Origin of the sequence: Paenibacillus sp. FSL F4-0097, from assembly GCF_038593125.1 — a bacterium.
Taxonomy (GTDB): Bacteria; Bacillota; Bacilli; order Paenibacillales; family Paenibacillaceae; genus Paenibacillus_AQ; species Paenibacillus_AQ odorifer.
In genome coordinates, this window is sequence record NZ_CP151965.1 from 6,273,416 (window position 1) to 6,299,096 (window position 25,681).

At 44.6% G+C, this 25,681-nt stretch carries 42 protein-coding genes; 1 reads left to right on the top strand and 41 read right to left on the bottom strand.

The window, feature by feature from the left end; genetic code table 11:
• Positions 1 to 11: 11 nt before the first annotated feature.
• Together MHH86_RS28210 and MHH86_RS28215 are read right to left on the bottom strand one after the other, a co-directional pair.
• Entirely contained in the window at positions 12 to 833 is an 822-nt protein-coding gene (locus MHH86_RS28210) for a PPK2 family polyphosphate kinase (RefSeq protein WP_051491135.1), read from the bottom strand.
• A 307-nt stretch (positions 834 to 1,140) separates the two neighbouring features.
• Positions 1,141 to 1,731 (bottom strand): KinB-signaling pathway activation protein, encoded by a 591-nt coding sequence (locus MHH86_RS28215; RefSeq protein WP_036680642.1) that lies wholly within the window; start codon positions 1,729 to 1,731, stop codon positions 1,141 to 1,143.
• A gap of 131 nt (positions 1,732 to 1,862) precedes the next feature.
• Here MHH86_RS28215 and gerD point away from each other — a divergent pair, with 131 nt between their 5' ends.
• The gene (gene gerD, locus MHH86_RS28220) at positions 1,863 to 2,549 is read left to right on the top strand and encodes a spore germination lipoprotein GerD (RefSeq protein ID WP_036680627.1); all 687 of its coding nucleotides are present in this window, start codon (positions 1,863 to 1,865) and stop codon (positions 2,547 to 2,549) included.
• A 59-nt stretch (positions 2,550 to 2,608) separates the two neighbouring features.
• On the opposite strand, the gene MHH86_RS28225 is transcribed toward gerD, so the two are convergent.
• From MHH86_RS28225 to MHH86_RS28415, 39 genes are all read right to left on the bottom strand, one after another.
• Positions 2,609 to 3,718 carry an Mrp/NBP35 family ATP-binding protein gene (locus MHH86_RS28225; protein ID WP_036680625.1) on the bottom strand — a complete coding sequence of 370 codons (1,110 nt, stop codon included), beginning with the start codon at positions 3,716 to 3,718 and terminating at the stop codon, positions 2,609 to 2,611.
• Positions 3,719 to 3,808: 90 nt separating this feature from the next.
• Positions 3,809 to 4,549 carry an N-acetylmuramoyl-L-alanine amidase CwlD gene (gene cwlD / locus MHH86_RS28230; protein ID WP_038573445.1) on the bottom strand — a complete coding sequence of 247 codons (741 nt, stop codon included), beginning with the start codon at positions 4,547 to 4,549 and terminating at the stop codon, positions 3,809 to 3,811.
• Positions 4,550 to 4,627: 78 nt separating this feature from the next.
• Complete coding sequence (sat, locus tag MHH86_RS28235; RefSeq protein WP_036680619.1) at positions 4,628 to 5,797, bottom strand: sulfate adenylyltransferase; 1,170 nt, start codon at positions 5,795 to 5,797, stop codon at positions 4,628 to 4,630.
• A 37-nt stretch (positions 5,798 to 5,834) separates the two neighbouring features.
• Positions 5,835 to 6,527 carry a phosphoadenylyl-sulfate reductase gene (locus MHH86_RS28240; RefSeq protein ID WP_036680616.1) on the bottom strand — a complete coding sequence of 231 codons (693 nt, stop codon included), beginning with the start codon at positions 6,525 to 6,527 and terminating at the stop codon, positions 5,835 to 5,837.
• 228 nt (positions 6,528 to 6,755) lie between these two features.
• Complete coding sequence (gene rpsI, locus MHH86_RS28245; RefSeq protein ID WP_025706574.1) at positions 6,756 to 7,148, bottom strand: 30S ribosomal protein S9; 393 nt, start codon at positions 7,146 to 7,148, stop codon at positions 6,756 to 6,758.
• A gap of 20 nt (positions 7,149 to 7,168) precedes the next feature.
• Positions 7,169 to 7,606 carry a 50S ribosomal protein L13 gene (gene rplM, locus MHH86_RS28250; RefSeq protein ID WP_036680589.1) on the bottom strand — a complete coding sequence of 146 codons (438 nt, stop codon included), beginning with the start codon at positions 7,604 to 7,606 and terminating at the stop codon, positions 7,169 to 7,171.
• A gap of 229 nt (positions 7,607 to 7,835) precedes the next feature.
• On the bottom strand, positions 7,836 to 8,618 hold the full coding sequence (truA, locus tag MHH86_RS28255; RefSeq protein ID WP_036680587.1) for a tRNA pseudouridine(38-40) synthase TruA: 783 nt from the start codon (positions 8,616 to 8,618) through the stop codon (positions 7,836 to 7,838).
• A 317-nt stretch (positions 8,619 to 8,935) separates the two neighbouring features.
• On the bottom strand, positions 8,936 to 9,301 hold the full coding sequence (gene rplQ / locus MHH86_RS28260; RefSeq protein ID WP_019908254.1) for a 50S ribosomal protein L17: 366 nt from the start codon (positions 9,299 to 9,301) through the stop codon (positions 8,936 to 8,938).
• 34 nt (positions 9,302 to 9,335) lie between these two features.
• Positions 9,336 to 10,280, bottom strand: a complete 945-nt coding sequence (locus tag MHH86_RS28265) for a DNA-directed RNA polymerase subunit alpha (protein ID WP_036680585.1) — start codon at positions 10,278 to 10,280, stop codon at positions 9,336 to 9,338.
• Positions 10,281 to 10,410: 130 nt separating this feature from the next.
• Complete coding sequence (gene rpsK, locus MHH86_RS28270) at positions 10,411 to 10,806, bottom strand: 30S ribosomal protein S11 (protein ID WP_019908251.1); 396 nt, start codon at positions 10,804 to 10,806, stop codon at positions 10,411 to 10,413.
• A 19-nt stretch (positions 10,807 to 10,825) separates the two neighbouring features.
• A complete protein-coding gene (rpsM, locus tag MHH86_RS28275; protein WP_036680583.1) occupies positions 10,826 to 11,194 on the bottom strand; it encodes a 30S ribosomal protein S13 in 369 nt (122 codons plus the stop codon).
• 19 nt (positions 11,195 to 11,213) lie between these two features.
• Complete coding sequence (gene rpmJ, locus MHH86_RS28280; RefSeq protein WP_003322638.1) at positions 11,214 to 11,327, bottom strand: 50S ribosomal protein L36; 114 nt, start codon at positions 11,325 to 11,327, stop codon at positions 11,214 to 11,216.
• 53 nt (positions 11,328 to 11,380) lie between these two features.
• Complete coding sequence (infA, locus tag MHH86_RS28285; protein ID WP_036652996.1) at positions 11,381 to 11,596, bottom strand: translation initiation factor IF-1; 216 nt, start codon at positions 11,594 to 11,596, stop codon at positions 11,381 to 11,383.
• A gap of 2 nt (positions 11,597 to 11,598) precedes the next feature.
• Positions 11,599 to 11,907, bottom strand: coding sequence for a KOW domain-containing RNA-binding protein (locus tag MHH86_RS28290; protein ID WP_036680581.1), 309 nt, complete (start codon positions 11,905 to 11,907; stop codon positions 11,599 to 11,601).
• Positions 11,908 to 11,918: 11 nt separating this feature from the next.
• On the bottom strand, positions 11,919 to 12,671 hold the full coding sequence (gene map, locus MHH86_RS28295) for a type I methionyl aminopeptidase (RefSeq protein WP_038573450.1): 753 nt from the start codon (positions 12,669 to 12,671) through the stop codon (positions 11,919 to 11,921).
• 4 nt (positions 12,672 to 12,675) lie between these two features.
• Positions 12,676 to 13,320, bottom strand: coding sequence for an adenylate kinase (locus tag MHH86_RS28300; RefSeq protein ID WP_036680575.1), 645 nt, complete (start codon positions 13,318 to 13,320; stop codon positions 12,676 to 12,678).
• Between the two features lie 96 nt (positions 13,321 to 13,416).
• Positions 13,417 to 14,715 carry a preprotein translocase subunit SecY gene (gene secY / locus MHH86_RS28305; RefSeq protein ID WP_036680571.1) on the bottom strand — a complete coding sequence of 433 codons (1,299 nt, stop codon included), beginning with the start codon at positions 14,713 to 14,715 and terminating at the stop codon, positions 13,417 to 13,419.
• Positions 14,715 to 15,155, bottom strand: a complete 441-nt coding sequence (gene rplO, locus MHH86_RS28310) for a 50S ribosomal protein L15 (protein ID WP_036680569.1) — start codon at positions 15,153 to 15,155, stop codon at positions 14,715 to 14,717. Before rplO ends, secY begins: the two co-directional genes overlap by 1 nt.
• Positions 15,156 to 15,195: 40 nt before the next feature.
• On the bottom strand, positions 15,196 to 15,381 hold the full coding sequence (gene rpmD, locus MHH86_RS28315) for a 50S ribosomal protein L30 (RefSeq protein ID WP_036680567.1): 186 nt from the start codon (positions 15,379 to 15,381) through the stop codon (positions 15,196 to 15,198).
• A 14-nt stretch (positions 15,382 to 15,395) separates the two neighbouring features.
• Complete coding sequence (gene rpsE, locus MHH86_RS28320; RefSeq protein ID WP_036652980.1) at positions 15,396 to 15,893, bottom strand: 30S ribosomal protein S5; 498 nt, start codon at positions 15,891 to 15,893, stop codon at positions 15,396 to 15,398.
• Positions 15,894 to 15,920: 27 nt separating this feature from the next.
• Positions 15,921 to 16,289 (bottom strand): 50S ribosomal protein L18, encoded by a 369-nt coding sequence (rplR, locus tag MHH86_RS28325; RefSeq protein ID WP_036680564.1) that lies wholly within the window; start codon positions 16,287 to 16,289, stop codon positions 15,921 to 15,923.
• A gap of 84 nt (positions 16,290 to 16,373) precedes the next feature.
• Positions 16,374 to 16,916: a 50S ribosomal protein L6 gene (rplF, locus tag MHH86_RS28330; RefSeq protein ID WP_036680562.1), complete on the bottom strand. Its 543-nt coding sequence runs from the start codon at positions 16,914 to 16,916 to the stop codon at positions 16,374 to 16,376.
• A gap of 30 nt (positions 16,917 to 16,946) precedes the next feature.
• Positions 16,947 to 17,345: a 30S ribosomal protein S8 gene (gene rpsH / locus MHH86_RS28335; protein WP_036680560.1), complete on the bottom strand. Its 399-nt coding sequence runs from the start codon at positions 17,343 to 17,345 to the stop codon at positions 16,947 to 16,949.
• A gap of 32 nt (positions 17,346 to 17,377) precedes the next feature.
• The gene (locus MHH86_RS28340; protein ID WP_013312154.1) at positions 17,378 to 17,563 is read right to left on the bottom strand and encodes a type Z 30S ribosomal protein S14; all 186 of its coding nucleotides are present in this window, start codon (positions 17,561 to 17,563) and stop codon (positions 17,378 to 17,380) included.
• A 49-nt stretch (positions 17,564 to 17,612) separates the two neighbouring features.
• Positions 17,613 to 18,155: a 50S ribosomal protein L5 gene (rplE, locus tag MHH86_RS28345; protein ID WP_036680558.1), complete on the bottom strand. Its 543-nt coding sequence runs from the start codon at positions 18,153 to 18,155 to the stop codon at positions 17,613 to 17,615.
• A 31-nt stretch (positions 18,156 to 18,186) separates the two neighbouring features.
• The gene (rplX, locus tag MHH86_RS28350) at positions 18,187 to 18,540 is read right to left on the bottom strand and encodes a 50S ribosomal protein L24 (protein WP_076099615.1); all 354 of its coding nucleotides are present in this window, start codon (positions 18,538 to 18,540) and stop codon (positions 18,187 to 18,189) included.
• 48 nt (positions 18,541 to 18,588) lie between these two features.
• Positions 18,589 to 18,957, bottom strand: coding sequence for a 50S ribosomal protein L14 (gene rplN, locus MHH86_RS28355; RefSeq protein ID WP_036680556.1), 369 nt, complete (start codon positions 18,955 to 18,957; stop codon positions 18,589 to 18,591).
• Between the two features lie 37 nt (positions 18,958 to 18,994).
• A complete protein-coding gene (gene rpsQ, locus MHH86_RS28360; protein WP_036680554.1) occupies positions 18,995 to 19,261 on the bottom strand; it encodes a 30S ribosomal protein S17 in 267 nt (88 codons plus the stop codon).
• 43 nt (positions 19,262 to 19,304) lie between these two features.
• The gene (gene rpmC, locus MHH86_RS28365; protein ID WP_019908232.1) at positions 19,305 to 19,502 is read right to left on the bottom strand and encodes a 50S ribosomal protein L29; all 198 of its coding nucleotides are present in this window, start codon (positions 19,500 to 19,502) and stop codon (positions 19,305 to 19,307) included.
• A complete protein-coding gene (gene rplP, locus MHH86_RS28370; RefSeq protein ID WP_036680552.1) occupies positions 19,492 to 19,926 on the bottom strand; it encodes a 50S ribosomal protein L16 in 435 nt (144 codons plus the stop codon). Before rplP ends, rpmC begins: the two co-directional genes overlap by 11 nt.
• A gap of 2 nt (positions 19,927 to 19,928) precedes the next feature.
• A complete protein-coding gene (rpsC, locus tag MHH86_RS28375; RefSeq protein ID WP_038573452.1) occupies positions 19,929 to 20,594 on the bottom strand; it encodes a 30S ribosomal protein S3 in 666 nt (221 codons plus the stop codon).
• 13 nt (positions 20,595 to 20,607) lie between these two features.
• Positions 20,608 to 20,940, bottom strand: a complete 333-nt coding sequence (rplV, locus tag MHH86_RS28380; RefSeq protein ID WP_036680546.1) for a 50S ribosomal protein L22 — start codon at positions 20,938 to 20,940, stop codon at positions 20,608 to 20,610.
• Positions 20,941 to 20,973: 33 nt separating this feature from the next.
• Complete coding sequence (gene rpsS, locus MHH86_RS28385) at positions 20,974 to 21,252, bottom strand: 30S ribosomal protein S19 (protein ID WP_036652940.1); 279 nt, start codon at positions 21,250 to 21,252, stop codon at positions 20,974 to 20,976.
• Positions 21,253 to 21,328: 76 nt separating this feature from the next.
• On the bottom strand, positions 21,329 to 22,159 hold the full coding sequence (gene rplB / locus MHH86_RS28390; protein WP_036680541.1) for a 50S ribosomal protein L2: 831 nt from the start codon (positions 22,157 to 22,159) through the stop codon (positions 21,329 to 21,331).
• A 29-nt stretch (positions 22,160 to 22,188) separates the two neighbouring features.
• Positions 22,189 to 22,482: a 50S ribosomal protein L23 gene (gene rplW, locus MHH86_RS28395; RefSeq protein ID WP_036680537.1), complete on the bottom strand. Its 294-nt coding sequence runs from the start codon at positions 22,480 to 22,482 to the stop codon at positions 22,189 to 22,191.
• A complete protein-coding gene (gene rplD / locus MHH86_RS28400; protein ID WP_036680536.1) occupies positions 22,482 to 23,105 on the bottom strand; it encodes a 50S ribosomal protein L4 in 624 nt (207 codons plus the stop codon). Before rplD ends, rplW begins: the two co-directional genes overlap by 1 nt.
• Before the next feature lie 25 nt (positions 23,106 to 23,130).
• A complete protein-coding gene (gene rplC, locus MHH86_RS28405; RefSeq protein ID WP_036680532.1) occupies positions 23,131 to 23,754 on the bottom strand; it encodes a 50S ribosomal protein L3 in 624 nt (207 codons plus the stop codon).
• Between the two features lie 43 nt (positions 23,755 to 23,797).
• Positions 23,798 to 24,106, bottom strand: coding sequence for a 30S ribosomal protein S10 (rpsJ, locus tag MHH86_RS28410; RefSeq protein ID WP_017692074.1), 309 nt, complete (start codon positions 24,104 to 24,106; stop codon positions 23,798 to 23,800).
• 225 nt (positions 24,107 to 24,331) lie between these two features.
• Positions 24,332 to 25,681, bottom strand: coding sequence for a globin-coupled sensor protein (locus MHH86_RS28415; RefSeq protein ID WP_076099617.1), 1,350 nt, complete (start codon positions 25,679 to 25,681; stop codon positions 24,332 to 24,334).

Genomic DNA, 25,681 nt, shown 5'->3' on the forward strand with positions numbered 1-25,681 from the left:
TTATCCAAATATTAATGACGCGGGGAAATGAGCTCCGATATGTCGGGTGTGGGGGTATTCAGCTTCGGATAGCTCAGATCCAGACTCTCCAGTGTCTTTACAACGATGGATAAGGCCAAATAGTTGCGGTACCATTGATGATTGGCTGGTATCCAGTACCAGGGTGCTTTATCAATACTAGACTCCTTAAAAACATCTACATATGCCTCTTGGTAATCATCCCAAAACTCCCGCTCCTGTAGATCACTTGCGTCGAATTTCCAGTGTTTTTTGGGATCTTCAAGCCGTTCTTTGATTTTCTTAAGCTGCTTTTCTTTTGAAATATGCAGAAAAAGCTTGATAATTGTCGTTCCCTCTTCCACCAGCATCTCCTCAAACTGCCGTATGTAACGAAAGCGGCGCTTCAAGTCATCCTTTTTCAGTCCCCCATGTACCCGCGGTACCAATACATCTTCATAGTGTGAGCGGTTAAATGCAGAGATGTAGCCTTTAGGGGGTGTCTTTTGATGCACTCTCCATAAGAAATCGTGAGCTGCTTCCTCCAGAGAAGGTTTCTTGAAGCTGGTCACTATAAAGCCTTGTGGATTGATCCCTGAAAAAATGTGTTTAACCGTTCCATCCTTACCGCTGGAATCCATCCCTTGCAGAATTACGAGTAGTGAGTGCTTTTTCTGTGCAAAAAGAATATCTTGAAGTTCTGCCAACCGTTCCTTTAACTGCTCTGTTTTGGCTTCTGCTTCTTTTTTTGATTTAAAGTTACCTGTATCGTCCGGGTCCAGCTTGTTAAGCTGGATTTCATTTGTGTCTTTTATCATATAGCGCTTGATGTCCATATATTCCCCTCCTAAAAGTTTTGTGAGCGTTGCTACGCTTGTATTACTACGTACAAAACTCACTTCGGAAGCATCTACTTAGTTTTGTGAGCGATGCTACGCTTTGTATTACTACGTACAAAACTCGCTTCGGAAGCATCTACTTAGTTTTGTGAGCGTTGCTACACACAAAGAATCCGCTCTATTGTTCTTTAAGATTAACCTCCTCCAGCGGATTCTAATCGTTAGGATACATTCTAGAGCAAAAAACCCCGTCTTCTGAAGGCCAGAGCACGGGGTTCATGATTTGCTGAATTCGCCCCAGCCTTTATCCGGCTGCCGGCTTGAGAATACGGTGAAGCATCAAAATTTGGAATGCATTACAGGCGATGAGCGGAACAACAATAAACACTGTCGCACTATCAACACCTATACGGAGCACGCCGATAATTTCCACAATTGAAATAGCTGTCATAAAAAAGAGGGTTGGAATCCAAGCTGAGATGTTTGTACTTTTCACTTTGAAATAAGACACAATAATGGCAGCTAACAAAATAAAGATTCCTAGTATTAGATCAGACAAGACACTTCTTTCCCCGCCAACGACGGTACGCAAAAAAATCAGTTCAAGCAATGCGAGCACAGAAAGCACCAGTTGTATGTATTTCCAAATTTTTGGTGGGAAAACACCATTGCCCATGTAATTCAAAATTAGATAAGCAAAAAAACCAAGTTGCGCATAAACACTGACAAGCATACCGTAGCCGAATAGTATCAACGGGTATAAAAAGAAATCATCGACACTTTTGAAATCAATTCGGCCGTTCACGAATTGCAGTGCCAGACCTGCGATTACTGCTCCGCCCGCTCCTATTAGAAGGGTTGTCCAAAATAAATAAAACCATTTTTTTATACTCAGCCACTTCACCTCCCCTATGTCAGATTTATTTTACCAAGGATACCGACAAAACACCATTACATCAGCAACATAAATGTGTGTTAATGCGGCATAATACAACTGGAGAATCCTAATAAAGGAGGGCAGCGCCAATGAAATGGAGATTTATCGGATCTGTGGGTTTGGCTTTAAGCTTTGTTATGGCCTTAACGGCTTGCGGAAGTGAGCAGAGCAGTTCTTCTTCTGGTCAGGGCAGTTATAAAGAAATGAAGACCATGGTTATTGATATATTAAAAAGTGAAGATGGGAAAAAAGCGGTTGAGGAATCATTATCAAATTCCAGTTCTGGAGGCACCAGCGGAATGAGTATGAAAATGATGCCACTTCAAACAACAGAGGATATAAAAACCGCTGTTAAAGATACCCTCACTGCACCGGAATATCAAAAGGAAATCGAGAAAATTATGACTGATCCCAAGTTCGCAGGCGATTTTGCTAAAGCCATTCAATCACAAAGCAAAGAATTGCACCTGCAACTAATTAAAGATCCCACATATCAAAAATCCGTCGAAGAAATCATGAAGTCTCCAGAAATGATGACCATGTTTCTTAATCTAACCAAAACACCTGACTACCGAAAGCAATCCATGAAGACCATCCAGGAATCTATGCAGACTCCATTATTCCGGATGGAGGTATTGAATTTACTTAAAAAGGTCGTTCAGGACGAACTCGAGCCAAAGGAACAGAAAAAGGGCGGCGAAAGCGGCGATAAACAGGAAGGCAGCGGCAGCGGTGGTGAAAGTGGCAGCGGTAGCGGCGATGATTCAAGCACATAACAAAAAAGAGGCCTTATCCCACCTAACAAAGTGGGACGGCCTCTTTTTATGCACAATAATTAGTGCTCATATTTCGCAATCAGCTTTTCGGCGATATCAGCAAACAACAAGGCAGTTGGTGTGTCTTCCTTGTATACAGAAGGTGAGAAATCCGGTTCAGAAATATGGTTGTCCGGTGCGCCCAATGGAACTTGTGCAAGCAGCTCCGTATGGAGTGTCTCCGCAAGCCGCGCGCCTCCACCTCTGCCAAAAATATAATCTTTTTTACCACAGTCTTTACACTCATAATAAGCCATGTTCTCAATGACTCCAATAATCTCATGTTCTGTCTGCAGAGCCATAGAGCCCGCTCTAGCCGCCACAAACGCTGCGGTAGCATGAGGGGTCGTAACAATAATCTCTTTGCTGTGAGGGAGCATCTGATGTACGTCAAGCGCCACATCACCTGTACCTGGAGGAAGATCAAGCAGCATATAATCAAGTTCTCCCCAGCCCACATCACCAAAGAATTGGCGCAGCATTTTGCCAAGCATAGGTCCCCGCCAAATTACCGGACTATTCTCACGGATAAAGAAGCCCATAGACATGACCTTCACTCCGAAACGTTCCACAGGAATAATGATTCCCTCTTCTACAACGGGGCCCTCTTCGATTCCCATCATATCAGGGATGCTAAACCCATAAATGTCCGCATCAATCAATCCAACCTTTTTACCTTTTCTAGCCAGAGCTACTGCCAAATTCACAGTAACCGTAGACTTTCCAACCCCGCCTTTACCACTGGCAATGGCGATAAAGTTAACACCAGAGTTCTCATTGATTAATTCATGATCGTCAAGGCCTGCTGCATGTCCCTTAAGTTTCCCCGGTTCATCAGCCAATGGCTCTTCCCCAGCACTCTCTCCGCGAAGCAGAGCACGTTCATAATCGGTTGCATCACGCAGCCGGATATGTACATTAGTGACTCCACCCGCTTCAAGCAACTCACGAACCTGTTGTTCTAGGTCCATGCGACTTTGCTCTTCAGGATCCAGACATACGATTGACAAAGAAATACGATCTTCTTTAATCATAATGTCACGGATCAGCTGTAGTTCCACAAGGCTTTTTCCGGTTTCCGGGTCTGTTAATGACTGCAGTATTTCCTGGATATGTTCCCTAGTCAGCATGGAAAGCACCTCTGTTTCCTTTCCGGAGGAGAATTCTTCCGGAGTTTTTGTCTATTATAGCATTACCCATCTCCTGATGAGTAGTCCCGGCTACTCGGAAGCATAACGAAGAATGCCACGATATATGCTAGTCGCTACCTTGCGTTGATAAACATCATCTCCGAGCAGAACTGATTCCTGAGGGTGCGACAAGAAACCGACCTCTACAAGGATCGCAGGTATTTTTAATGCTTTTAATAGATAAACAGTATTTACAGTCTTAGCTACACGATCAGTATTTTCCAGGGTAGTCTTCAGCTCACTCTGTACAAACTCTGCTATAGCTTTATTATCCTTGTGATTGGGATAGTAAAAGGTCTGCGCCCCGCTCCACCGGTTCGAAGGCACACTGTTCATATGAACGCTTATAAAAAGATCTGCGCCCTTCTCTTCAATGCTTCTTACTCTTTGCTTAAGATCTTCAGTCTTGCGCTTAGAATAGCCCTTAGTGCCCTCCTGAGCCAAATCATAATCCCCTTCACGGGTCATCACAACAATAGCCCCTGCCTGTTGCAGGTAATCACGTAAATAAAGAGAGACCGCGAGATTAATGTCTTTCTCAATTAGCCCTTCCCGGCTAACTGCCCCTCCATCTGCTCCCCCATGTCCAGCGTCGATAGCGATCACTTTACCAGACAAAGGCAGACTCCAATAATTTAACGTTTTGGCAGTAGGCATGTCATACGCTATAATGCCGATCATTATAGCCAGCAGTGTTGCGCCCAGCATACATTTTTTGATACTGCTCCATGAGATCCAGACCGAGACTTTACTGTGTTTTCGGCCAGACATAACAAAGACCCCCTCGTCCCGATAGATAATACTCATCTATATGGGACAAGAAGGCCAAATAGTACTAGATAACGATGATTAAGCTGTTACTTCTTGAGTCATCCCTTCAATTAGAATCTGCGCAACCTCAGGTCGCGTAAATTCAGGAGGTGGACATTGACCCTCCCGAAGCAAAGCCCGTACCTTTGTACCCGACAAAGTCATATGATCGTCGCCAGGATGCGGGCAGGTTTTACTGGAAGCCATATTTCCGCATTTTTTACAGAAGAAGCTGTGTTCAAAAAATAATGGAGTAATATCAAGTTCCTCAGCGGTAAAATTCGCGAAAATTTCTTGTGCTTCATAAGTTCCGTAGTAATCGCCTACGCCCGCATGGTCACGTCCGACAATAAAATGAGTGCAGCCGTAATTTTTGCGAACCATAGCATGAAAAATTGCTTCTCTCGGACCTGCATAACGCATGGCTGCTGGGAAAACACCTAGAAAGGTACGATCCTCAGGATAATAATTCTCCAAAAGCTCCAGGTAGCTCTTCATTCGTACATTTGCCGGTACATCATCAGACTTCGTCTCACCCACAAGCGGGTTTAAGAACAGAGCGTCTACAACCTCCATAGCGCACTTCTGAATATATTCATGTGCACGATGAACTGGGTTACGCGTCTGGAAGCCTACAACTGTTCTCCAGCCTTTGTCTGCAAATATCTTACGTGTAGCTGAAGGGTCAAAATAAAATTCTCCGAACTTTTCTGGCTGTGGTCTATTCAGCACTGTAATTGGTCCTCCTACATAGGTAGCCGGGCGGGCCAACAGCTTACTTACTCCTGGATGTTCAGGGTCTGTTGTTTTGAATACATTTTGCGCTTCAAGGTTTTGATCAACCGTATAAATACTCTCAATATCCAATAAACCGTAGATCTCGCCATCCTCTTCACCGATTAGAGATACTTTGTCTCCAATAGCTAAACCAGAGACCACACCCTCTTCTACAGCAAGTGTTATTGGAATGCTCCACACTGTGCCATCTTCTAAACGCATGTTTTTTACTACGGAGTGATAATCTTGTTCATTCAAAAATCCAGTTAGTGGAGAAAATGCACCTACCGCTATTAGATCCAAATCAGATAAAGTCCAGGTGTTCACGGCAATCGCCTTATATTCACGTGCAAGCTGCAGCAATTCTTCTCTTTCTTTACCCTCTACTACACGGTTAACTAATGTTCCGCCATGCGGACGTATTGAAGTCATTATCGTCTCTCCTTCTGGGTTCTCACGGGGATAGGTCTTACTTGTGTAATCCGCACTCAGTCTTCTCTGATCCAGCCCAACGTCCAGCACGCGGATCTTCACCAGGCATAACCTGACGTGTACATTGCTCACAGCCGATACTTGGATAGTTACGGTCATGTAGAGGGTTATAAATTACATCATTTTCACGAATATAGTTCCATACATCCTCAGTTGTCCAATCCGCAATTGGATTAAACTTAACCAAACCAAATTTATAATCATACTCAACCTTTTTGGCATTAGCACGGGTAGGCGCTTGGTCACGACGAATGCCTGTAATCCAAGCTTCATATTGAGATAGGATACGAGTCAGCGGCTCTACTTTACGAATCCCACAACATTGGTTAGGATCTACTGTCCATAACGCATCACCGTGTTGAAGTGCTTGCTCCTGCGGAGTGATTTGTGGAGACACTCGTACGAACTCCAGCCCGTATTTATCCGCCATCAAATCTCTGGTCTCATAGGTTTCCTTAAAATGATAATCTGTATCGAGATAAAAGACGTCTGTAGACGGACTAACTTTGTGAAGCATATCAACTAGCACTACATCTTCGGCACCAAAGCTGCAGGCAAAAGTAATGTTAGGAAATGTTTCTACAGCCCAGCGGATAATTTCCTCGGGTGAAGCAGTTTCTAATTCTTCGGCCTTAACTTTGATTAAATCCTCTTTCTCGAGCAGGTTCATTAAGGTATTCCTCCATCCAAAATATTAATCGTATGAATAAATGAGGTAAAAGAAGTAATAAAACCAACTAATTCTATATGAAATAGTATATAACTTTTACTGAGGAAGTCAATGCGTTTCAACCGTTAGAATTAGTAAATAGATGCAAAAAAAGCCCATTTCTTGTGGAAAGGGGCAATAAAAAATAAAACCCTCGGCCATAAGGCCAAGGGTTGAATTCTGTAGATATTAACGTTTCGAGAACTGAGGCGCACGACGTGCAGCCTTCAAGCCGTATTTCTTACGTTCCTTCATACGTGGGTCACGAGTCAGGAAGCCGGCTTTCTTCAATGCACCGCGATATTCAGGGTCAACTTTAAGCAATGCACGGGAGATACCGTGACGAATTGCTCCAGCTTGACCGGAAATGCCGCCACCATGTGCAAGAACGATTACATCGTAGTTGCCCAGTGTTTCAGTCAGGTTCAAAGGTTGTTTTACGATCATTTTCAGTGTTTCCACACCGAAATATTCGTCCATCTCACGTTTGTTAATGACAATGCGTCCTTCACCCGGTACAAGGCGAACACGTGCTACCGAATGTTTACGACGACCTGTCCCATAGTATTGTACTTGTGCCATGAAACTGTCCTCCTCTATTCTTATCCGCGAAGTTCGTAAACTTCAGGTTTTTGTGCTGCATGTGGATGCTCGGCGCCTGCATATACTTTCAATCTCAGCTTCATGTGGTCCCCTTGACGAGTCTTAGGAATCATACCATGAACCGCGAATTCAATTACGCGTTCTGGTTTAGTGTTCAGCAGAGTTTCAGCATTAGTAACTTTCAAACCACCTGGGTGCATCGAGTGACGGTAGTATTTTTTGTTTTGCAATTTCTTACCGGTCAAGTGAATTTTCTCAGCGTTGATTACGATAACGAAATCTCCTGTATCAACGTGTGGAGTGAATTGCGGTTTGTGTTTGCCACGGATCAAAGCAGCGGCTTCGCTGGCCAAACGACCGAGTGTTTTGCCTTCGGCATCAATAATGTGCCAATTGCGTTCAACTTCGTTCGGCTTCGCCATATAGGTGGTACGCATGAATGTTTCCTCCTTGTTCTCGTACGAAAATCTTCTGTTTCGTATATCTTGTTTCTCATTGAATTACGATTATGTGAGTTAAGCAAAGCATTTTTTTGGCATTTTCCTGATCGGGGCTGTGGGATAGCCATCAAGAAAACACAACTTTTATATTACAGTATAAACATAACAAGTGCAAGTGATTTTTAAACATTTAGCCTATTAATTAGGAAGAAATTTATAGAAAAAACTATTCACTTTCAATCTCGTCATATTCAACACTCCACAAAGCTAACCCCATGGCCACAGCTGTTGGACCAGCATGTGATCGATCACATGCTGCCAATATTTCAGCAACCTTATCAGCAGGTATTTTACCTTCCCCCACATGGATCAAAGTCCCCATAATAATGCGAACCATGTGCTGAAGAAATCCACTACCCGTTATATAAGTATGGATAACTCCTTGATCTGATGAAGAGGGTCGGCACATACTGCGATCTACTTCCATATGAGCTTCAAAGATCGTTCGTACATGAGAAGTCTTCGTAGACCGTCGTGATGCAAACGAAGTGAAGTCATGTGTCCCTATAATTTGCGTTAAGCCTTGCTGCATCGCAGGAATATCCAACTTCACTGGATGGTGAAGCTGCCAGCGCCGTTGAAACGGATCTGGAAACCTGTTGCCATTAATCGTGTATCGGTAAGTTTTACGCTTAGCCCCTCTACGAGAGTGAAACGTTAGCGGAACTTCCCTAGCCTCTGTAACCACGATGTCTTGTGGCAGCCGGGCATTAAGCGCTAGACACCAACGTTCAGTTGGGATTCGAGAGGAGGTTGTAAAGTTAAAAGGCTGGCCATAGGCATGTACTCCGGCATCTGTGCGGCCTGAAGCAGTAATCTTCAGCTTCTCACCAGTCAGATGGAGTATGGCTTGCTCCAGCCGATCCTGAATCGTATTGCCCTGAGGCTGGGTCTGAAAGCCATCATAATTCGTTCCGTCATAATTGACCTTCATCAATAGATTGCGCATTCCGTTCTCCTTTTTAAACCGGTCAGCAGAACGTCGATCGAAGCACTGTCTGATCTTCTATTTGAAGAAATGGCTTCGCCGTCCCTAGAAGGACGGCATCCATTTTTCATATATAGAACTACAAGTCCTATAGGATCCTTAATTTCAAAAAAAAGAGCCCCTGCGGGAGCTCCTTCAATTGAACCAAGGTGATTCCCACGGTTATTAGTACAGCAGAGTCTTGCGCCTCTGCAGCACAATAACGCTGATATTTCCCCCATCTTTACTCCAAAGAGGGCTGGATGAAAGGGAAGCATCGGAAATCAATACTTGTGATACTACGCGCGGTCTACCAATTCAAGATAAACCATAGGCGCAGCGTCGCCACGACGAGGTCCTAGTTTAAGGATACGAGTGTATCCACCTGGACGCTCAGTGTAACGAGGAGCAATGTCAGAGAACAATTTTTGAATTGCATCTTGTTCACCATCAACAGTCTCGCGGCGAACAAATGCAGCTACTTGACGACGAGCATGAAGATCACCTTTTTTAGCTTTAGTGATCAGCTTTTCAGCGATAGAACGAACTTCTTTCGCTTTAGCTTCCGTTGTTTGGATGCGCTCGTATAAAAACAGATCCGTTACCATGTCGCGAAATAACGCTTTACGCGCACTGGAATCACGGCCCAATTTTTGGTATGCCATTGTGTTTTCCCTCCTTTACTAAAGCAATCTGCAGCTATTCTTCTGTGCGGAGACCCAAACCAAGTTCCTCAAGCTTTTCCTGAACTTCTTCCAAAGATTTACGACCAAGGTTACGCACCTTCATCATATCTTCTTCAGTCTTCGTGGTAAGCTCTTGTACGGTATTAATACCAGCACGTTTGAGGCAGTTGTAGGAACGAACAGAAAGATCAAGCTCTTCGATTGTCATCTCAAGTACTTTTTCTTTTTTGTCTTCTTCTTTTTCAACCATAATTTCGGCGTCTTTCGCTTCGTCCGTAAGACCTACGAACAGAACGAGGTGCTCGTTCAAAATTTTGGCTCCGAGGCTTACAGCCTCTTCCGGTCTGATACTTCCATCCGTCCAAATTTCAAGCGTCAATTTGTCGTAGTTAGTCACTTGACCAACACGTGTATTGTCTATGCCGTAGTTAACGCGTGAAATTGGAGTATAGATGGAGTCAACTGGAATAACACCAATTGGCTGATCGTCACGTTTGTTCCGGTCCGCTTGGACATAGCCGCGACCACGGCCTGCAAAAATACGCATATGAAGTCTCGCACCAGGTCCCAGCGTTGCAATGTGAAGATCCGGATTGAGGATCTCAACATCGCTGTCCGCACGGATATCACCTGCGGTAACGATGCCTTCCCCTTCAGCATCAATCTCGAACACTTTTTCCTCGTCTGAATGAATCTTCAGAGACAAGGCTTTAAGGTTCAGAATGATTTCCGTCACATCTTCCATTACGCCTGGAACGGTCGAGAACTCATGCAGAACGCCGTCAATTTGGACCGAAGTCACTGCGGCTCCTGGAAGCGAAGAAAGCAATATCCGGCGAAGCGAGTTCCCCAGAGTCGTGCCATACCCACGTTCCAGCGGTTCAACTACGAATTTCCCATAGGTACCTTCATCATTAGCTTCTACGGTCTCAATCTTCGGCTTTTCGATTTCTATCACGAGTTTACCCCTCCTTCAACGTCGCTCCTATATGAAACTGTCACCCCATCAGGTGCATCATGTAGTATGCCTAAACACCTATTATTAGCAGATGCGTCAGAATTATACCACATTCACAATACTGATTTCACTATACGCGACGACGCTTAGGCGGACGGCATCCATTGTGAGGAACCGGAGTTACGTCTTTAATAAGGTTAACTTCAAGCCCTGCAGCTTGAAGGGAACGGATGGCTGCTTCGCGGCCCGCGCCCGGTCCTTTAACCATAACCTCAACCGACTTCATGCCGTGCTCCATAGCTGCTTTAGCTGCTGATTCAGCTGCCATTTGCGCTGCGAATGGAGTGGACTTACGGGAACCTTTAAATCCTTGGCCGCCGGAGCTTGCCCAGGAAATTGCATTTCCGTGAGGATCCGTGATGGTAACGATGGTGTTGTTGAACGTGGAACGAATATGTGCCACGCCGGATTCGATATTTTTACGGTCGCGACGTTTGGTACGTACGACTTTTTTCGGTTTAGCCATTGTCTCTTATCCCCCCTTATTATTTCTTTTTGTTTGCTACCGTACGACGCGGGCCTTTCCGGGTACGGGCATTCGTTTTAGTACGTTGACCGCGAACAGGCAATCCACGACGGTGGCGAACACCGCGGTAACAGCCGATCTCAGTAAGACGTTTAATATTTAAGGAAATTTCACGACGCAGGTCACCTTCAACCTTAACCGTTTTGTCGATCGTTTCACGCAGTTTGCTGACTTCATCTTCCGTCAAATCACGGACACGTGTATTAGCGCTAATGCCTGTTTCATTAAGAATTTTCTGAGAAGTCGTTTTACCGATTCCGAAAATATAAGTCAAGGCGATCTCAACGCGTTTGTCACGTGGCAAATCCACTCCAGCTATACGAGCCATTTTACGCTACACCCCCTTCTTAACCTTGTTTTTGTTTGTGTTTCGGATTTTCGCAAATCACCATAACAGTCCCTTTGCGGCGGATTACTTTACATTTCTCGCAAATGGGCTTTACAGAAGGTCTTACCTTCATGTTAATTACCTCCTCAAAGTTTTGCGAAGCAAAACTTTTTTCGTAGTTCCCATCTATTTACGGTAAGTTATACGACCTTTTGATAAATCATAAGGCGATAACTGCACGACCACTTTGTCTCCGGTCAAAATACGGATAAAGTGCATCCGCAATTTACCGGATACATGGGCAAGTATTTGATGACCGTTCTCAAGCTCAACCTTAAACGTTGCGTTTGGCAACGGTTCAAGGACAGTACCTTCTACTTCAATGACATCTTCCTTAGCCACAGTTAGTCTCCTTTCTCATCAGCACTTATTCCGGTGGGTCCAGCATACTTCATGACTGCGAATCGCAGCTTTCCGTTTGTTACCCGCCCAGTTTCCTTCAAACTGTCCACAACCTCACTGCTGATGAAGGGTATGAGCTCAAGATGAAGAATATTCTTCTTCTTTGGCCCATCAAACTTACGTTTGTCTCCATCTGCAATGTATACAAATCTGCTATCAACAACTGCGATAACAACGGCTGCCTCTCCGGCATCTTTGCCTTTGAGAATTCTCACTAATTGACCAACCTGCGGGCTGCTCACAGTATTCAAGAGGAGATCACCTACGCATTCAGTTTTGTGAAAATTTCCATGCCGTCCGGAGTAACTGCTACTGTATGCTCGAAGTGAGCACATAGTGAGCCATCAACCGTAACGACAGTCCAGTTATCTTCCAGTGTTCTGACATGTCTCTTTCCTGCGTTTACCATCGGCTCAATCGCGAGCACCATACCCGGTTTCAGACGTGGTCCGCGGTCCGCTATGCCATAATTCGGAATTTGCGGTTCTTCATGCAGTTTTGCCCCAATACCATGACCAACATACTCACGTACGACTGAGAAACCAGCCTCTTCGATGTACTGCTGAATAGCATGGGAGATTGTAAACAAGCGCACATCCGGCTTAACTAACGCCAGTCCCGCGTACAAGGAGCCTTCCGTAACGTCCAGCAAACGCTGAGCCTCTTCGGAAATGCTGCCCACACCGTAGGTCCAGGCGGAATCACCGTGATAACCGCGGTACTCTGCACCGATATCCAGCGTAACAATATCGCCTTCGATCAGTTTACGTTTACCTGGAAATCCATGCACCAATTGTTCGTTGACTGAAGCGCAAATGCTGGCAGGAAAACCGTTGTAGCCTTTGAAAGACGGCACAGCATCTTGACTGCGAATGTATTGATCGGCGATTCTGTCGAGCTCGCCCGTTGTAATGCCAGGCTCAATGGCCTGAGCAATAAGACGGTGACTCTCGGCAACAATTCGACCAGCTTCCCTCATAAAGGCAAGTTCCTGTTCGGATTTACAAATGATCATTACATTAACCCCGCATTAAAGACACGATTTCAGAAGTAACGACATTAATTTCGTTTTCCCCGTTTACCTGACGCAAAAGACCTTTATTATCATAAAACGCAAGCAGCGGCGCTGTTTTATTATCATACTCATCCAGGCGCTTGCCTACACTTTCTTCGTTGTCATCCGGACGTTGATATAACTCACCGCCATCAATGTCGCAAATGCCATCTTGCTTCGGCGGGTTGAAGATTAAATGGTAGGATGCTCCGCAAACGCTGCAGATACGACGTCCAGTAAGACGCGCCATTAGCAATCCACGGTCAACATTCAAGTTGATGACATGATCCAAAGAAGTGTTCAAACGGCTAAGAATATCATCCAGCGCTTCCGCTTGCGAAAGAGTTCTTGGAAAACCATCCAATAGAAATCCTTTTTCGCAATCGGACTGCTGCAACCGTTCTTCGACTATCCCAATGGTCACATCATCTGGTACAAGCAAACCTTGATCTATAAATGATTTGGCCTTCAATCCTACCGGAGTTTCCTGTTTGATTGCCAAACGGAAAGCATCTCCTGTCGAAATATGAGGAATACCAAATTTTTTAACGATTTCTGCCGCTTGTGTTCCCTTGCCTGCCCCAGGAGGGCCCATGAATAAAATGTTCACGATTTCTCTCTCCCCCCAAAAGTTCGCCACCAAGCAAGAAACAGCATAATAGGTGCCGGGAAGAATAAAAACTTAAGCTTCACCGGAACCTATCACCTATTTATTGATGAAGCCTTTGTAATGGCGTTTGATCAAATGGCTCTCGATCTGCTTCATAGTATCCAATGCCACGCCGATTACGATAAGCAGCGCAGTGCCACCAATTCGAACTTCTTTGGGCAATCCAGATATAGCACCGAAGAACATCGGTAGTACAGAGATCAAAGCTAGGAACAACGCGCCTGACATAGTCAAACGAGACATTACTCTAGTCAGATATTTCTCTGTAGCTTTACCAGGACGGATACCTGGGATGTAACCACCATTCTTCTTCATGTTATCAGCCATCTGCTGAGGATTCATCTGTACGAACGTATAGAAGAACGTAAACCCGATGATCATCACTACATACAGAAGCATACCAAGCGGAGCATCGGTTGCCAAATATTTGGTAATCCATTGTGCCCAGGCATGTGTTGACCAGAAACTGGAGAGAACAACTGGGAACTGAAGCAATGATACGGCGAAGATTACCGGAATTACACCTGCCGCATTAATTTTCAGCGGAATATGTGTATTCTGTCCACCGTACATTTTGTTGCCAACTACGCGTTTAGCATATTGAACAGGAATCTTCCGAATACCTTGCTGCACGAAGATAACTGCTGTAATAATCGCTACAATCACAATCAGCACAATAACGACTTTAAGAATATTCAGGAACACCTGATCCGGCTGAATAAAGCTTGAGTTAGCCGTACTTGTGATATATCCCGGGATACCGGCGACGATTCCCGCAAAAATCAGGATCGAAATCCCGTTCCCGATTCCCTTTTCGGTAATCTGTTCACCAAGCCACATCAAGAAAGAAGTACCTGCCGTCAAGATAATGGCAACCAGCAAGTAATCAGCAAATGTCGCATTCGGCATCATTTGAGTATTGTATATCCGGTTAAACCCTATCGACGTAGCAAAACCTTGGATCAGGGCTAATATCACTGTACCGTAACGAGTGATTTGCGCCAATTGTTTTTTTCCGTGCTCCCCTTGTTTAGCCCATTCAGCAAACTTAGGAACAACATCCATCGACAGCAATTGCACGATGATGGATGCTGTAATGTACGGATAAATACTGATCGCAAATATCGAGAAGTTTTTGAGCGCTCCGCCCGAGAAGGTGTTCAAGAGTCCCATCAAAGCGTCACCGCTCTGATTTGCTGTTGCCAGTACATCTTTGTTTACACCAGGAACCGGAACAAACGAACCGATACGGTAGATAAACAGAATGAACAAGGTAAACAGGATCTTTTTGCGCAAATCTTCAACATGCCAGATATTCTTAAGCGTCTTGAACATTAGATCACCTCGGTTTTACCGCCGGCAGCCTCGATTTTCTCTACCGCAGATTGAGAGAACTTATTTGCTTGTACAGTCAATTTTACGGTCAACTCACCGTTGCCGAGAATCTTGATGCCGCTTTTGGAATTCTTGACAACACCAGTTTCAAGCAACAACTGCGGAGTCACTTCAGTTCCTTCTGCAAAGCTATTCAGATCTTCCAGGTTCACAATCGCATACTCTTTACGGGTAGGATTGACGAAACCACGTTTAGGCAGACGACGATAGAGCGGATTTTGTCCACCCTCGAAGCCCGGACGAACACCACCGCCAGAACGTGAGTTTTGACCTTTGTGACCGCGACCGGAAGTTTTACCATTTCCGCTACTAGGACCACGACCAACGCGATTGCGTTCTTTGCGGGAACCAGGAGCTGGAGCAAGTTCATGTAACTTCATCGTTTGCACCTCCTTATGTTTGTTAATTTATGCGAGGCGATTAGCCTTCAATTTCAGTTACAGATAGCAAGTGACTCACTTTATTGATCATTCCGCGAATTGCAGGACTGTCATTGTGAACCACTGTCGTGTTGAGTTTACGCAGGCCGAGCGTCTTAACAGTAACACGTTGTGTTTCTGGACGTCCGATTACACTACGTACGAGGGTAATTTGCAATTTTGCCATTGACGTTCCCCTCCTTAACCGCGCAATTCTTCGACAGATTTGCCGCGAAGTTTCGCGACCTCTTCAATGCGTTTCAGACGGGAAAGTCCCTCCAAAGTTGCATTGACCATGTTCATGGAATTCGAAGAACCCAGTGATTTTGTCAAAATGTCGCCAACGCCTGCCAATTCCAATACCGCACGAACTGGACCGCCAGCGATAACGCCAGTACCCTCTGATGCTGGTTTCAGCAACACGCGTCCTGCGCCGAAGTGTCCAGTAACGAGATGGGGAATCGAAGTTCCTACGATTGGGATGTGAATCAGGTTTTTCTTGGCGTCTTCAATGCCTTTACGGATGGCATCCGGAACTTCGCCGGCTTTACCGATACCAGCACCGACGTAGCCGTTGCCGTCGCCCACAACAACAAGTGCACTAAAGCTGAACCGGCGTCCGCCTTTTACAACTTTTGCAACACGGTTAATGTGTACAACTCTTTCTGTCAGTTCTAAACTGTTCGGATCTACACGCAAGTCGTTAACCTCCTTTTAAGAATTATTCTAGAATTCAAGACCAGCTTCACGAGCTGCATCAGCCAATGCTTGAATCCGTCCATGGTACAAGTAACCTCCGCGGTCGAATACGACCACTGCATATCCTTTTTCTTTGGCACGCTCAGCGACCAATTGGCCAACTTTCGCTGCAGCTTCAACGCTGCCGCCATTACCGATGTTAGCGCTCAGATCTTTATCAAGTGTAGAAGCGGATACGATAGTAACCCCTTTAACATCATCGATCAGTTGAGCGTAGATGTGTTTCGAAGAACGGAATACGTTCAAACGTGGACGCTCAGTAGTTCCCTGGATCTTCTTACGAACACGCAGGTGTCTTTTGAGACGAGCCTTGTTTTTATCTTCTTTTGTAATCATGACTTCCCTTTCACTCCCTTCAGTTTGCCGTAAACAGCTTCACTTTAAGATGCACGGGGTATCTTACAATTAAGTTTAAACTGGTTATTTCTTCTTACCAGCTTTACCTTCTTTGCGGATGATACGCTCGCCTTCATATTTGATACCTTTACCTTTATACGGTTCTGGTTCACGAACGGAACGGATTTTAGCAGCGTATGCGCCAACGCGTTCTTTATCGATACCTTTAACGATGATCTTCGTGTTCGCAGGAACTTCGAACTCGATACCAGCTTCCGGTGTAATTTCAACCGGGTGGGAATAACCAACGTTCAGAACGATTTTATCTCCGGATTTGCTTGCACGATATCCGACCCCAACCAGTTCCAGAGATTTCGAGAAACCTTCAGTCACACCTGCTACCATGTTGTTGACAACGGAGCGGGTTGTGCCGTGAAGTGAACGATGCAATTTGTTATCCGACGGGCGAACAACGGTAATTTCGTTATTTTCAACTGTAACCTTCATGTCTTTATGAAGCTCACGAGTCAAAGAACCTTTTGGACCTTTTACTGTAATAACGGCGTTGTCCAAAGTGACATCTACACCGCTAGGTACTGCGATTGGTTTGCGACCAATACGAGACATGTGTTGCACCTCCTTATCTTGTGACGTTTATTACCAAATGTAGCAGACAACTTCTCCGCCAGATTTTGATTGACGAGCTTCTTTGTCGGTCATAACTCCCTTAGATGTGGAGATAATCGCGATTCCTAGACCACCGAGTACACGAGGCACTTCATTGCTCTTCGTGTATACGCGAAGGCCTGGTTTACTGATTCTTTTCAAACCAGAAATAACACGCTCTTGGTTAGGGCCGTATTTCAAGAAGATACGGATAATCCCTTGTTTGCTATCTTCAACGAATTCCGCATCGCGGATGAAACCTTCACGCTTCAAAATGTCAGCGATTTGTTTCTTCATAGTAGAAGCAGGCATTTCTACCGTCTCGTGACGCACAATGTTAGCGTTACGAATACGAGTAAGCATATCTGCAATAGGATCAGACATAGTCATGTGTGTAAACCTCCTTCCCGTTTATAAACTTCTTACCAACTTGCTTTTTTCACGCCAGGGATCTGGCCTTTATAAGCTAATTCACGGAAACAAATTCTGCAAATTTTGAACTTTTGCAGTACCGAATGTGGACGACCACAACGTTCGCAACGTGTATATGCACGTACTTTAAACTTAGGCGTACGTTGTTGTTTAACTTTCATCGAAGTTTTTGCCACTTAGCCTGACACCTCCTAAACATTTTCGGAGAAAATGGATTAACCGACTTTATTTTGCGAAAGGCATTCCCAGCTGACCCAGCAGCTCGCGGGATTCCTCGTCCGTCTTAGCAGTCGTTACAATAACGATGTCCATACCGCGGACTTTATCCACTTTGTCATATTCGATCTCGGGGAAGATCAATTGTTCTTTAAGACCAAGTGTGTAGTTACCACGGCCATCAAAGGCTTTAGTGGAAACACCACGGAAGTCACGTACACGTGGAAGTGTTACGTTGAACAATTTGTCCAAGAAGTAATACATACGCTCTCCGCGCAGTGTTACTTTAACCCCAATCGGCATATTTTCGCGTAGTTTGAAACCAGCGATGGATTTTTTAGCTTTAGTGATTACTGGTTTTTGACCAGCGATCAACTGCATGTCATTAACTGCAGCATCAAGTACTTTGGAGTTTTGAACAGCGTCACCCACACCCATGTTGATGACAACCTTCTCGATCTTAGGCACTTGCATAACAGTTGTATAGTTAAACTTCTGCATCAAAGCAGGTGTAATTTCGTTAAGAAAACGTTCTTTCATTCTTGCTGCCATGAAGATTTAACCTCCTTTCTTAAGGGCTAGATTAGTCGATAATCTCTCCGGATCTTTTAGCAATCCGAACTTTTTTACCATTGTCCAAAACTTTGTAACCGATACGGGTTACTTTGCCGGTCTTCGGATCGATGTGCATTACGTTGGACACATGAATCGAAGCTTCCTGCTCAATAATTCCACCCTGTGGATTCAGCTGGTTCGGCTTTTGGTGTTTTTTCACCATATTGACGCCTTCTACCAGAACGCGGTTTTCACGAGGATAAGCAGCGATGACACGGCCTTTTTTGCCTTTGTCTTTACCACTAATCACAAGCACCACGTCATCTTTCTTCACGTGCAGTTTATTGTTATGGGATTCCAGAACTTTTTTCACTCTAGGCATTTATTACACCTCCTATAACTAACCTTCAACTTATTGGTGCCGTGTTTATTAGATAACTTCCGGTGCCAAGGAAACGATCTTCATGTAGTCTTTATCGCGAAGTTCGCGAGCAACTGGTCCAAAGATACGTGTTCCACGAGGGCTTCTGTCGTCTTTAACAACAACAGCTGCGTTTTCGTCGAATGCGATGTAAGATCCATCTTTACGACGAACGGAACGTTTCGTACGAACAACTACCGCTCTAACAACATCACCTTTTTTGACAACGCCGCCTGGTGTTGCTTGTTTAACGGAACAAACGATCAAATCACCGATTGCTGCTGTACGGCGTCCAGTACCACCCAGTACGCGGATACACATCAGTTCCTTCGCACCAGAGTTGTCAGCCACATGCAAACGTGTAAATGGTTGAATCATTATAATTTCCTCCTTCCGGAAAAACTCTCTTGATATCTTAGATGATAACCGCTGCTTCTACCACTTCAACTAGTCTCCAACGTTTGTCCTTAGACAACGGACGAGTTTCCATGAGTTTTACGGTATCGCCAATCTTTGCAACATTTCCCTCATCATGTGCTTTGAATTTCTTCGTAGACTTGATGCGTTTGTGGTACAAATTGTGTTTTTTATAGGTTTCAACAGCAACTACGATGGTTTTATCCATTTTATCACTGACCACTTTACCGATTAGCACTTTACGTGCATTACGTTCTTCACTCATTAGTTAGCCTCCTTCCTGAATACGGATCTGCGATCCGTCTCACTTAACTAATCCCAAGCACTCTTTGATGGATCACGGTTTTAGCACGAGCTATTTCCTTACGCACGTCACGAATCCGAGTTGGGTTGTCCAATTGGCCAGTTGCCAATTGAAAACGGAGATTAAAAAGTTCCTCTTTGAATCCAGCGATCTTTTGTTCAATCTCAGCAGTGGTTAAGTTGCGAAGTTCATTAGCTTTCATTTGCTTCACCACCCAATTCTTCACGTTTCACAAACTTAGTCTTTACAGGCAGCTTGTGAGCGGCAAGACGCATCGCTTCACGAGCGATTTCTTCCGACACGCCTCCGAGTTCGAACATAATCTTGCCCGGTTTAACTACGGCTACCCATTTCTCAACGTTACCTTTACCACTACCCATACGAACCTCGAGAGGCTTTTGAGTAATAGGTTTATCTGGGAAAATCTTGATCCAAACTTGACCGCCACGTTTGATATAACGTGTCATCGCGATACGAGCAGCTTCGATCTGACGGTTAGTGATCCAAGACGGTTCAAGTGCAACCAGGCCGAATTCGCCGAAGTTCAATTCAGTACCGCCTTTTGCCATACCCTTCATGTGTCCGCGTTGTTGCTTGCGGTGTTTTACGCGTTTTGGTACCAACATGATTAGTTGCCTCCTTCCTGAGCAGCTTGTTTCTTAGCTGGGGGAAGAACTTCTCCACGGTAGATCCATACTTTTACGCCGATAAGACCGTAAGTTGTATGTGCTTCAGCCGTTCCGTAATCGATATCGGCACGAAGCGTATGAAGTGGAACTGTTCCTTCGCTATAACCTTCTGAACGAGCAATCTCAGCTCCGCCAAGACGTCCGCCCACTTGAGTTTTAATCCCTTTTGCGCCAGAACGCATAGTTCTTTGAATCGCTTGTTTGAGGGCACGACGGAACGATACACGACGTTCCAATTGTTGAGCAATGCTCTCAGCTACAAGAATTGCATCCAATTCAGGGTGCTTGATTTCATTGATGTTGATGTGTACTTTTTTGCCACCAGCGATTGCTGTAACTGCGCTGCGAAGTACTTCTACTTCTGCTCCGCCTTTACCAATAACCATACCTGGTTTAGCTGTATGAATTGTAACGTTCACGCGGCTAGCCGCTCTTTCGATCTCGATATGGGAAACAGCGGAATCCTTCAATTTGCCTTTAAGGTATTCCCGGATTTTGACGTCTTCCATCAGAAGAGTACCGAAATCTTTTCCTGCATACCATTTAGATTCCCAATCGCGAATAATACCGATTCGGAGTCCGATTGGATTTACCTTTTGACCCACGTGTTATCCCTCCTTATTTCTCAGATACCACCAGTGTAATGTGGCTCGTGCGTTTATTGATCCGACTTGCGCGGCCCATGGCGCGCGGACGGAAACGTTTCATAGTAGGTCCTTGGTTAACGAAAACCTCGCTAACGAACAAACTGTTCACGTCCAAAGAATAGTTATGCTCAGCATTCGCAATTGCCGAATTAAGCAACTTTTCAACGACCGGAGAAGCGGATTTCGGAGTGTGGCGAAGAATAGCAATTGCTTCCCCCACTTGCTTACCGCGAATCAAGTCAACAACCAGTTTCGCTTTACGAGCGGAAATTCGCACCGATCTTGCATGTGCTTTTGCTTCCATTGTTTAACCTCCTTTCAAACAGAGACCTTATTATTATCTTCTTGTTTTCTTATCGTCACCCGCGTGGCCTTTGTAAGTACGTGTTGGCGCGAACTCGCCCAACTTGTGACCTACCATATCTTCTGTTACGTATACAGGCACGTGTTTACGGCCGTCATATACACCAAACGTATGTCCGATAAACTGAGGGAAAATGGTTGAGCGACGGGACCAAGTTTTAACTACAACCTTTTTTTCAGCCTCGTTCAGTTCCTCAACTTTTTTAAGCAGGTAGCCATCGATAAACGGCCCCTTCTTTAAACTGCGACCCATGTGTGAATCCTCCCTTCATCCGGTTCTTCAAACCGCGAATCGACGCTTCGCGCTTTATTAACTTGCCAGAAGCGTCTTATTTAGTGCGGCGGCGAACGATATATTTATCAGATGCCTTGTTTTTCTTACGCGTTTTGTAACCAAGGGTTGGTTTGCCCCATGGAGACATTGGCGATTTACGTCCGATTGGAGCGCGACCTTCACCACCACCGTGTGGGTGATCGTTAGGGTTCATTACTACCCCGCGAACTTCAGGACGACGGCCGAGCCAGCGACTACGTCCAGCTTTACCGATTTTGATCAATTCGTGATCTTCGTTACCTACGGAACCGATAGTTGCACGGCATACGCTAAGGATCTTACGAACCTCACCGGATGACAAACGAACGGAACAGTATTTTTCTTCTTTACCAAGCAATTGAGCTTCTGTACCAGCTGCACGAACCAATTGTCCGCCTTTACCTGGTTTCAACTCAATGTTGTGGATAACTGTACCTACTGGAATGTTCTCCAGTGGAAGACTGTTACCAATTTTGATGTCGGCCGCAGGACCGGACTCTACTTTATCCCCAACTCTTAGACCTTTAGGAGCGATGATATAACGTTTCTCTCCATCAGCATAGTGGATCAAAGCAATATTAGATGTGCGGTTCGGGTCATACTCGATTGTAGCAACGCTACCTGGTATGCCGTCTTTAGTCCGCTTGAAGTCGATAATACGGTATTTACGTTTATGTCCGCCGCCATGGTGACGAACCGTAATTTTACCTTGGTTGTTGCGTCCCGCATGTTTGAACAGCGGAGAAAGCAACGATTTCTCTGGCTGGTTTGTTGTAATTTCTTCAAACGTAGACACGGACATAGCGCGTCTTGCCGGAGAGGTCGGTTTGTACTTTTTGATTGGCACTGTAGTTCCCTCCTTACTTCAACAGAGTATTATTCTACCGCTTCAAAAAATTCAAGCGGTTTGCTGTCCGGGCTAAGCTTAACGATGGCTTTTTTCCACTCTGGAGTGTAACCAGAATATTTACCATAACGTTTCAGTTTGCCAGGTACGCGCATTGTGTTCACATTTGTTACTTTTACTTTGAAAATAGCCTCGACAGCTTTTTTGATTTCGGTTTTGTTAGCACGGATATCCACTTCAAAAGCGTATTTCATTTCGCTCATGTAGTCGGAAGTACGTTCCGTAATCACCGGACGTTTGATAATATCACGAGGATCTTTCATTACGCGAACACCTCCTCTACCTTCAGAACTGCTTCTTTAGTGATGATCAGTTTGTCGTACGTCAGTACGTCAAGAACATTAATGCCGTCAGCCGCTACGAATTTCACCCCAGGGATGTTACGAGCGGAAAGTGCTACGTTATCATCATAGCTAGTAGCTACGATCAACGCTTTACGATCTACTTTCAGATTGTTCAAGATTGCTGCGAATTCTTTCGTTTTCGGAGCATTCATTGTCAAGCTATCCAATACGATAATGTCATTCTCGAGTACTTTCGAGGACAAAGCGGATTTGATCGCCAAACGACGAACCTTCTTAGGCAGTTTCCAGGAATAGCTACGTGGTGTTGGTCCGAAGACAACGCCGCCGCCTTTCCATTGTGGAGAACGAATGGAGCCTTGACGAGCGCGACCTGTACCTTTTTGTTTCCAAGGTTTACGTCCACCGCCACGAACTTCAGAACGTCCTTTTACTTTGTGTGTACCACGACGTAGGGAAGCTCTTTGCATAAGCGCAGCTTCATGTAGAACGTGCTCATTCGGTTCAATACCGAATACTGTATCGCTCAGTTCCACTTCACCAACTTCGTTGCCACTAATATTAAAAAGTGTTACTTTTGGCATTTCATGTTCCTCCTTTCTTCAATAATTATTTCTTAACGGTTTGTTTAACTTTCACGAAGCTGTTTTTAGGACCTGGGATAGCGCCTTTAACCAGCAATACGTTACGTTCAACATCAACCTTGATAATTTCAAGCTTTTGAACCGTAATAGTCGTGTGACCCATATGTCCTGGAAGGCGTTTGCCCTTAGGAACACGGTTAGCTTGGATAGAACCCATGGAACCCGGTCTTCTGTGGTAACGCGATCCGTGTGCCATTGGTCCGCGGCTTTGTCCCCAACGTTTGATGTTACCTTGGAAACCTTTACCTTTAGATGTACCAGTTACGTCAACAAATTCGCCCTCAGCAAAGATATCAGCCTTCAGTTCTTGTCCAACCTCGAGAGACCCGAGATCAACACCGCGAATTTCACGAACGTAGCGCTTAGGTGTTGCATTTGCCTTTTTGGCGTGACCCTGTTCAGGCTTATTGGAGCGTTTTTCTTTTTTATCAGAAAAGCCCAATTGCACTGCTTCATATCCGTCGATATTCAGGTCTTTCTTTTGCAGTACTACACAAGGTCCTGCTTCGATAACAGTAACAGGAATTACGTTACCTTCTGGAGTAAACACTTGAGTCATACCGAGTTTTTTTCCTAAGATACCTTTCAATGTTGACACCTCTTTTCTTTTCCTAAGTTACTTAAAAATAAAATTACAATTTGATTTCGATATCTACACCGGACGGTAGATCCAAGCGCATCAAGGCATCCACAGTTTGTGGTGTTGGGTTCACAATATCGATCAAACGTTTGTGAGTCCGTTGTTCAAACTGTTCACGGGAATCCTTGTACTTGTGTACCGCACGGAGAATAGTAATGATTTGCTTCTCAGTTGGTAACGGAATCGGCCCGGACACACCTGCACCCGAACGTTTTGCTGTTTCAACAATCTTCTCAGCGGATTGATCAAGAATTCTGTGGTCGTATGCTTTCAAGCGAATACGAATTTTTTGCTTTGCCATATTAGTCCCTCCTTCTATCGCCCAATTTGGTATCGGACATACTCCGTGAAAATTTTCTGACCTCGTCCCCATGGCAAAGGGGCCGGGTGTGTCAGTAACCTCTCACATCATCGCAACGTCTCAGAACAACATTTATTATTATATATAATAGGCAGCAGTATTGCAAGCGAAAATAGAAAAACAACGCATATTTTTTTCATGCGCTGTTCTTCTACTATATATATGTTAAAGATTCTCTGTCGCAGACTTAAAAATCTCTGCGGAGGAAGCAGTCTGAGCCGTTGCAGTTCCGATCCCCTCAATGGTTTGGATTAAGGTTCTTATTTCTTCTTCCACTATTACAATCTCCTGTGTACTGCTACGCATAGCATCTACAATATCAGAGAACATAAGACTAGTCTCGACCGATTGGTGTTTCCCATTCTTAGTTAAGTCCTGCACCTTACGAATCTCTTCTACAACCTGCTGAGTGAGGAGTCCTGATTTATTTGTTAGCTCTACGATCTGAATCACAGTATTCTTAGTATCCTCCGCAAGCCGGCTAACTTCTTGAGCAACCACACTAAACCCTCTACCATGCTCACCAGCTCTTGCGGCTTCAATCGTTGCATTAAGTGAGAGGATTTTAGTCTGATCAGCAATTTCCCTTACTGAGTTCACAATTTTTTGAATTTGTTTAGAGGAATCGCTTAACTCAATGATCGAGTCTTCCATCTCACTGGTGGTCTGATATATGAGATTAATTTGCTCAGTCAAATCGTCCAAGTGTTCATGCCCATCTGCAGCTAATCCCTGTGACTCCAGAGCGGATGAAGCCGTACGTTGGAATGTTCTACTTACTTCATTGCTGCTTGCCACTAGCTGCTTCACAGCAGCATTAGTATCGATGCTATAATCTATCAGTTCAACGCTAAACTCTGAAATTTTTTGTTTCAATTCATTTTTCACTAATAAATATTGCTCCTCCTTCTCTCTTATATTCTCCTTCTCATATTCTTCTAGCACCAATTGCTGCTCGAGATTAAGCAGTTTAGTCACCGTCTGAACCACTCGAAGGCGTATATTGTCATCGTTTGTTTCATTATATATAACGCGTATAAATACGTTCTGAAGATTCTGAAAAGCAGATAAGTACCATTTAGGCTCAAGTCCTACTCTTTTATGAATATTAGCGATCATTAGACGCTTTGCTATGTACTCATCGTCAACCTTTCCATTAAAAATCTCTAGGATATGACCACGCAGAGTAGTTTTTAACCTATCTATACTGCTATGTTCCAAAATAATAGCTTCGAGTTTATTTACACCTAATACAGAATTGTAAAATTGATCAATGATATAGTCTATATTCTGCTCAACAACAGGTTTCACCCTGCGTAGTAAGTTCAGATCTGCTTCAGTCAGATCAATCATCCTCATCTGCTCGTTAAGTTCGCCATGTCCTTCCAGTTTATGAAAAGACTCCGCAACAGCATGATTCTGATCCTTGAAGTCTAAGGAACGAGAGGCAGGAGAATCCACATTATTATTACGTGCAGTTAACGCATGCATGAAGGAAAAAGGACATTTCCCCAT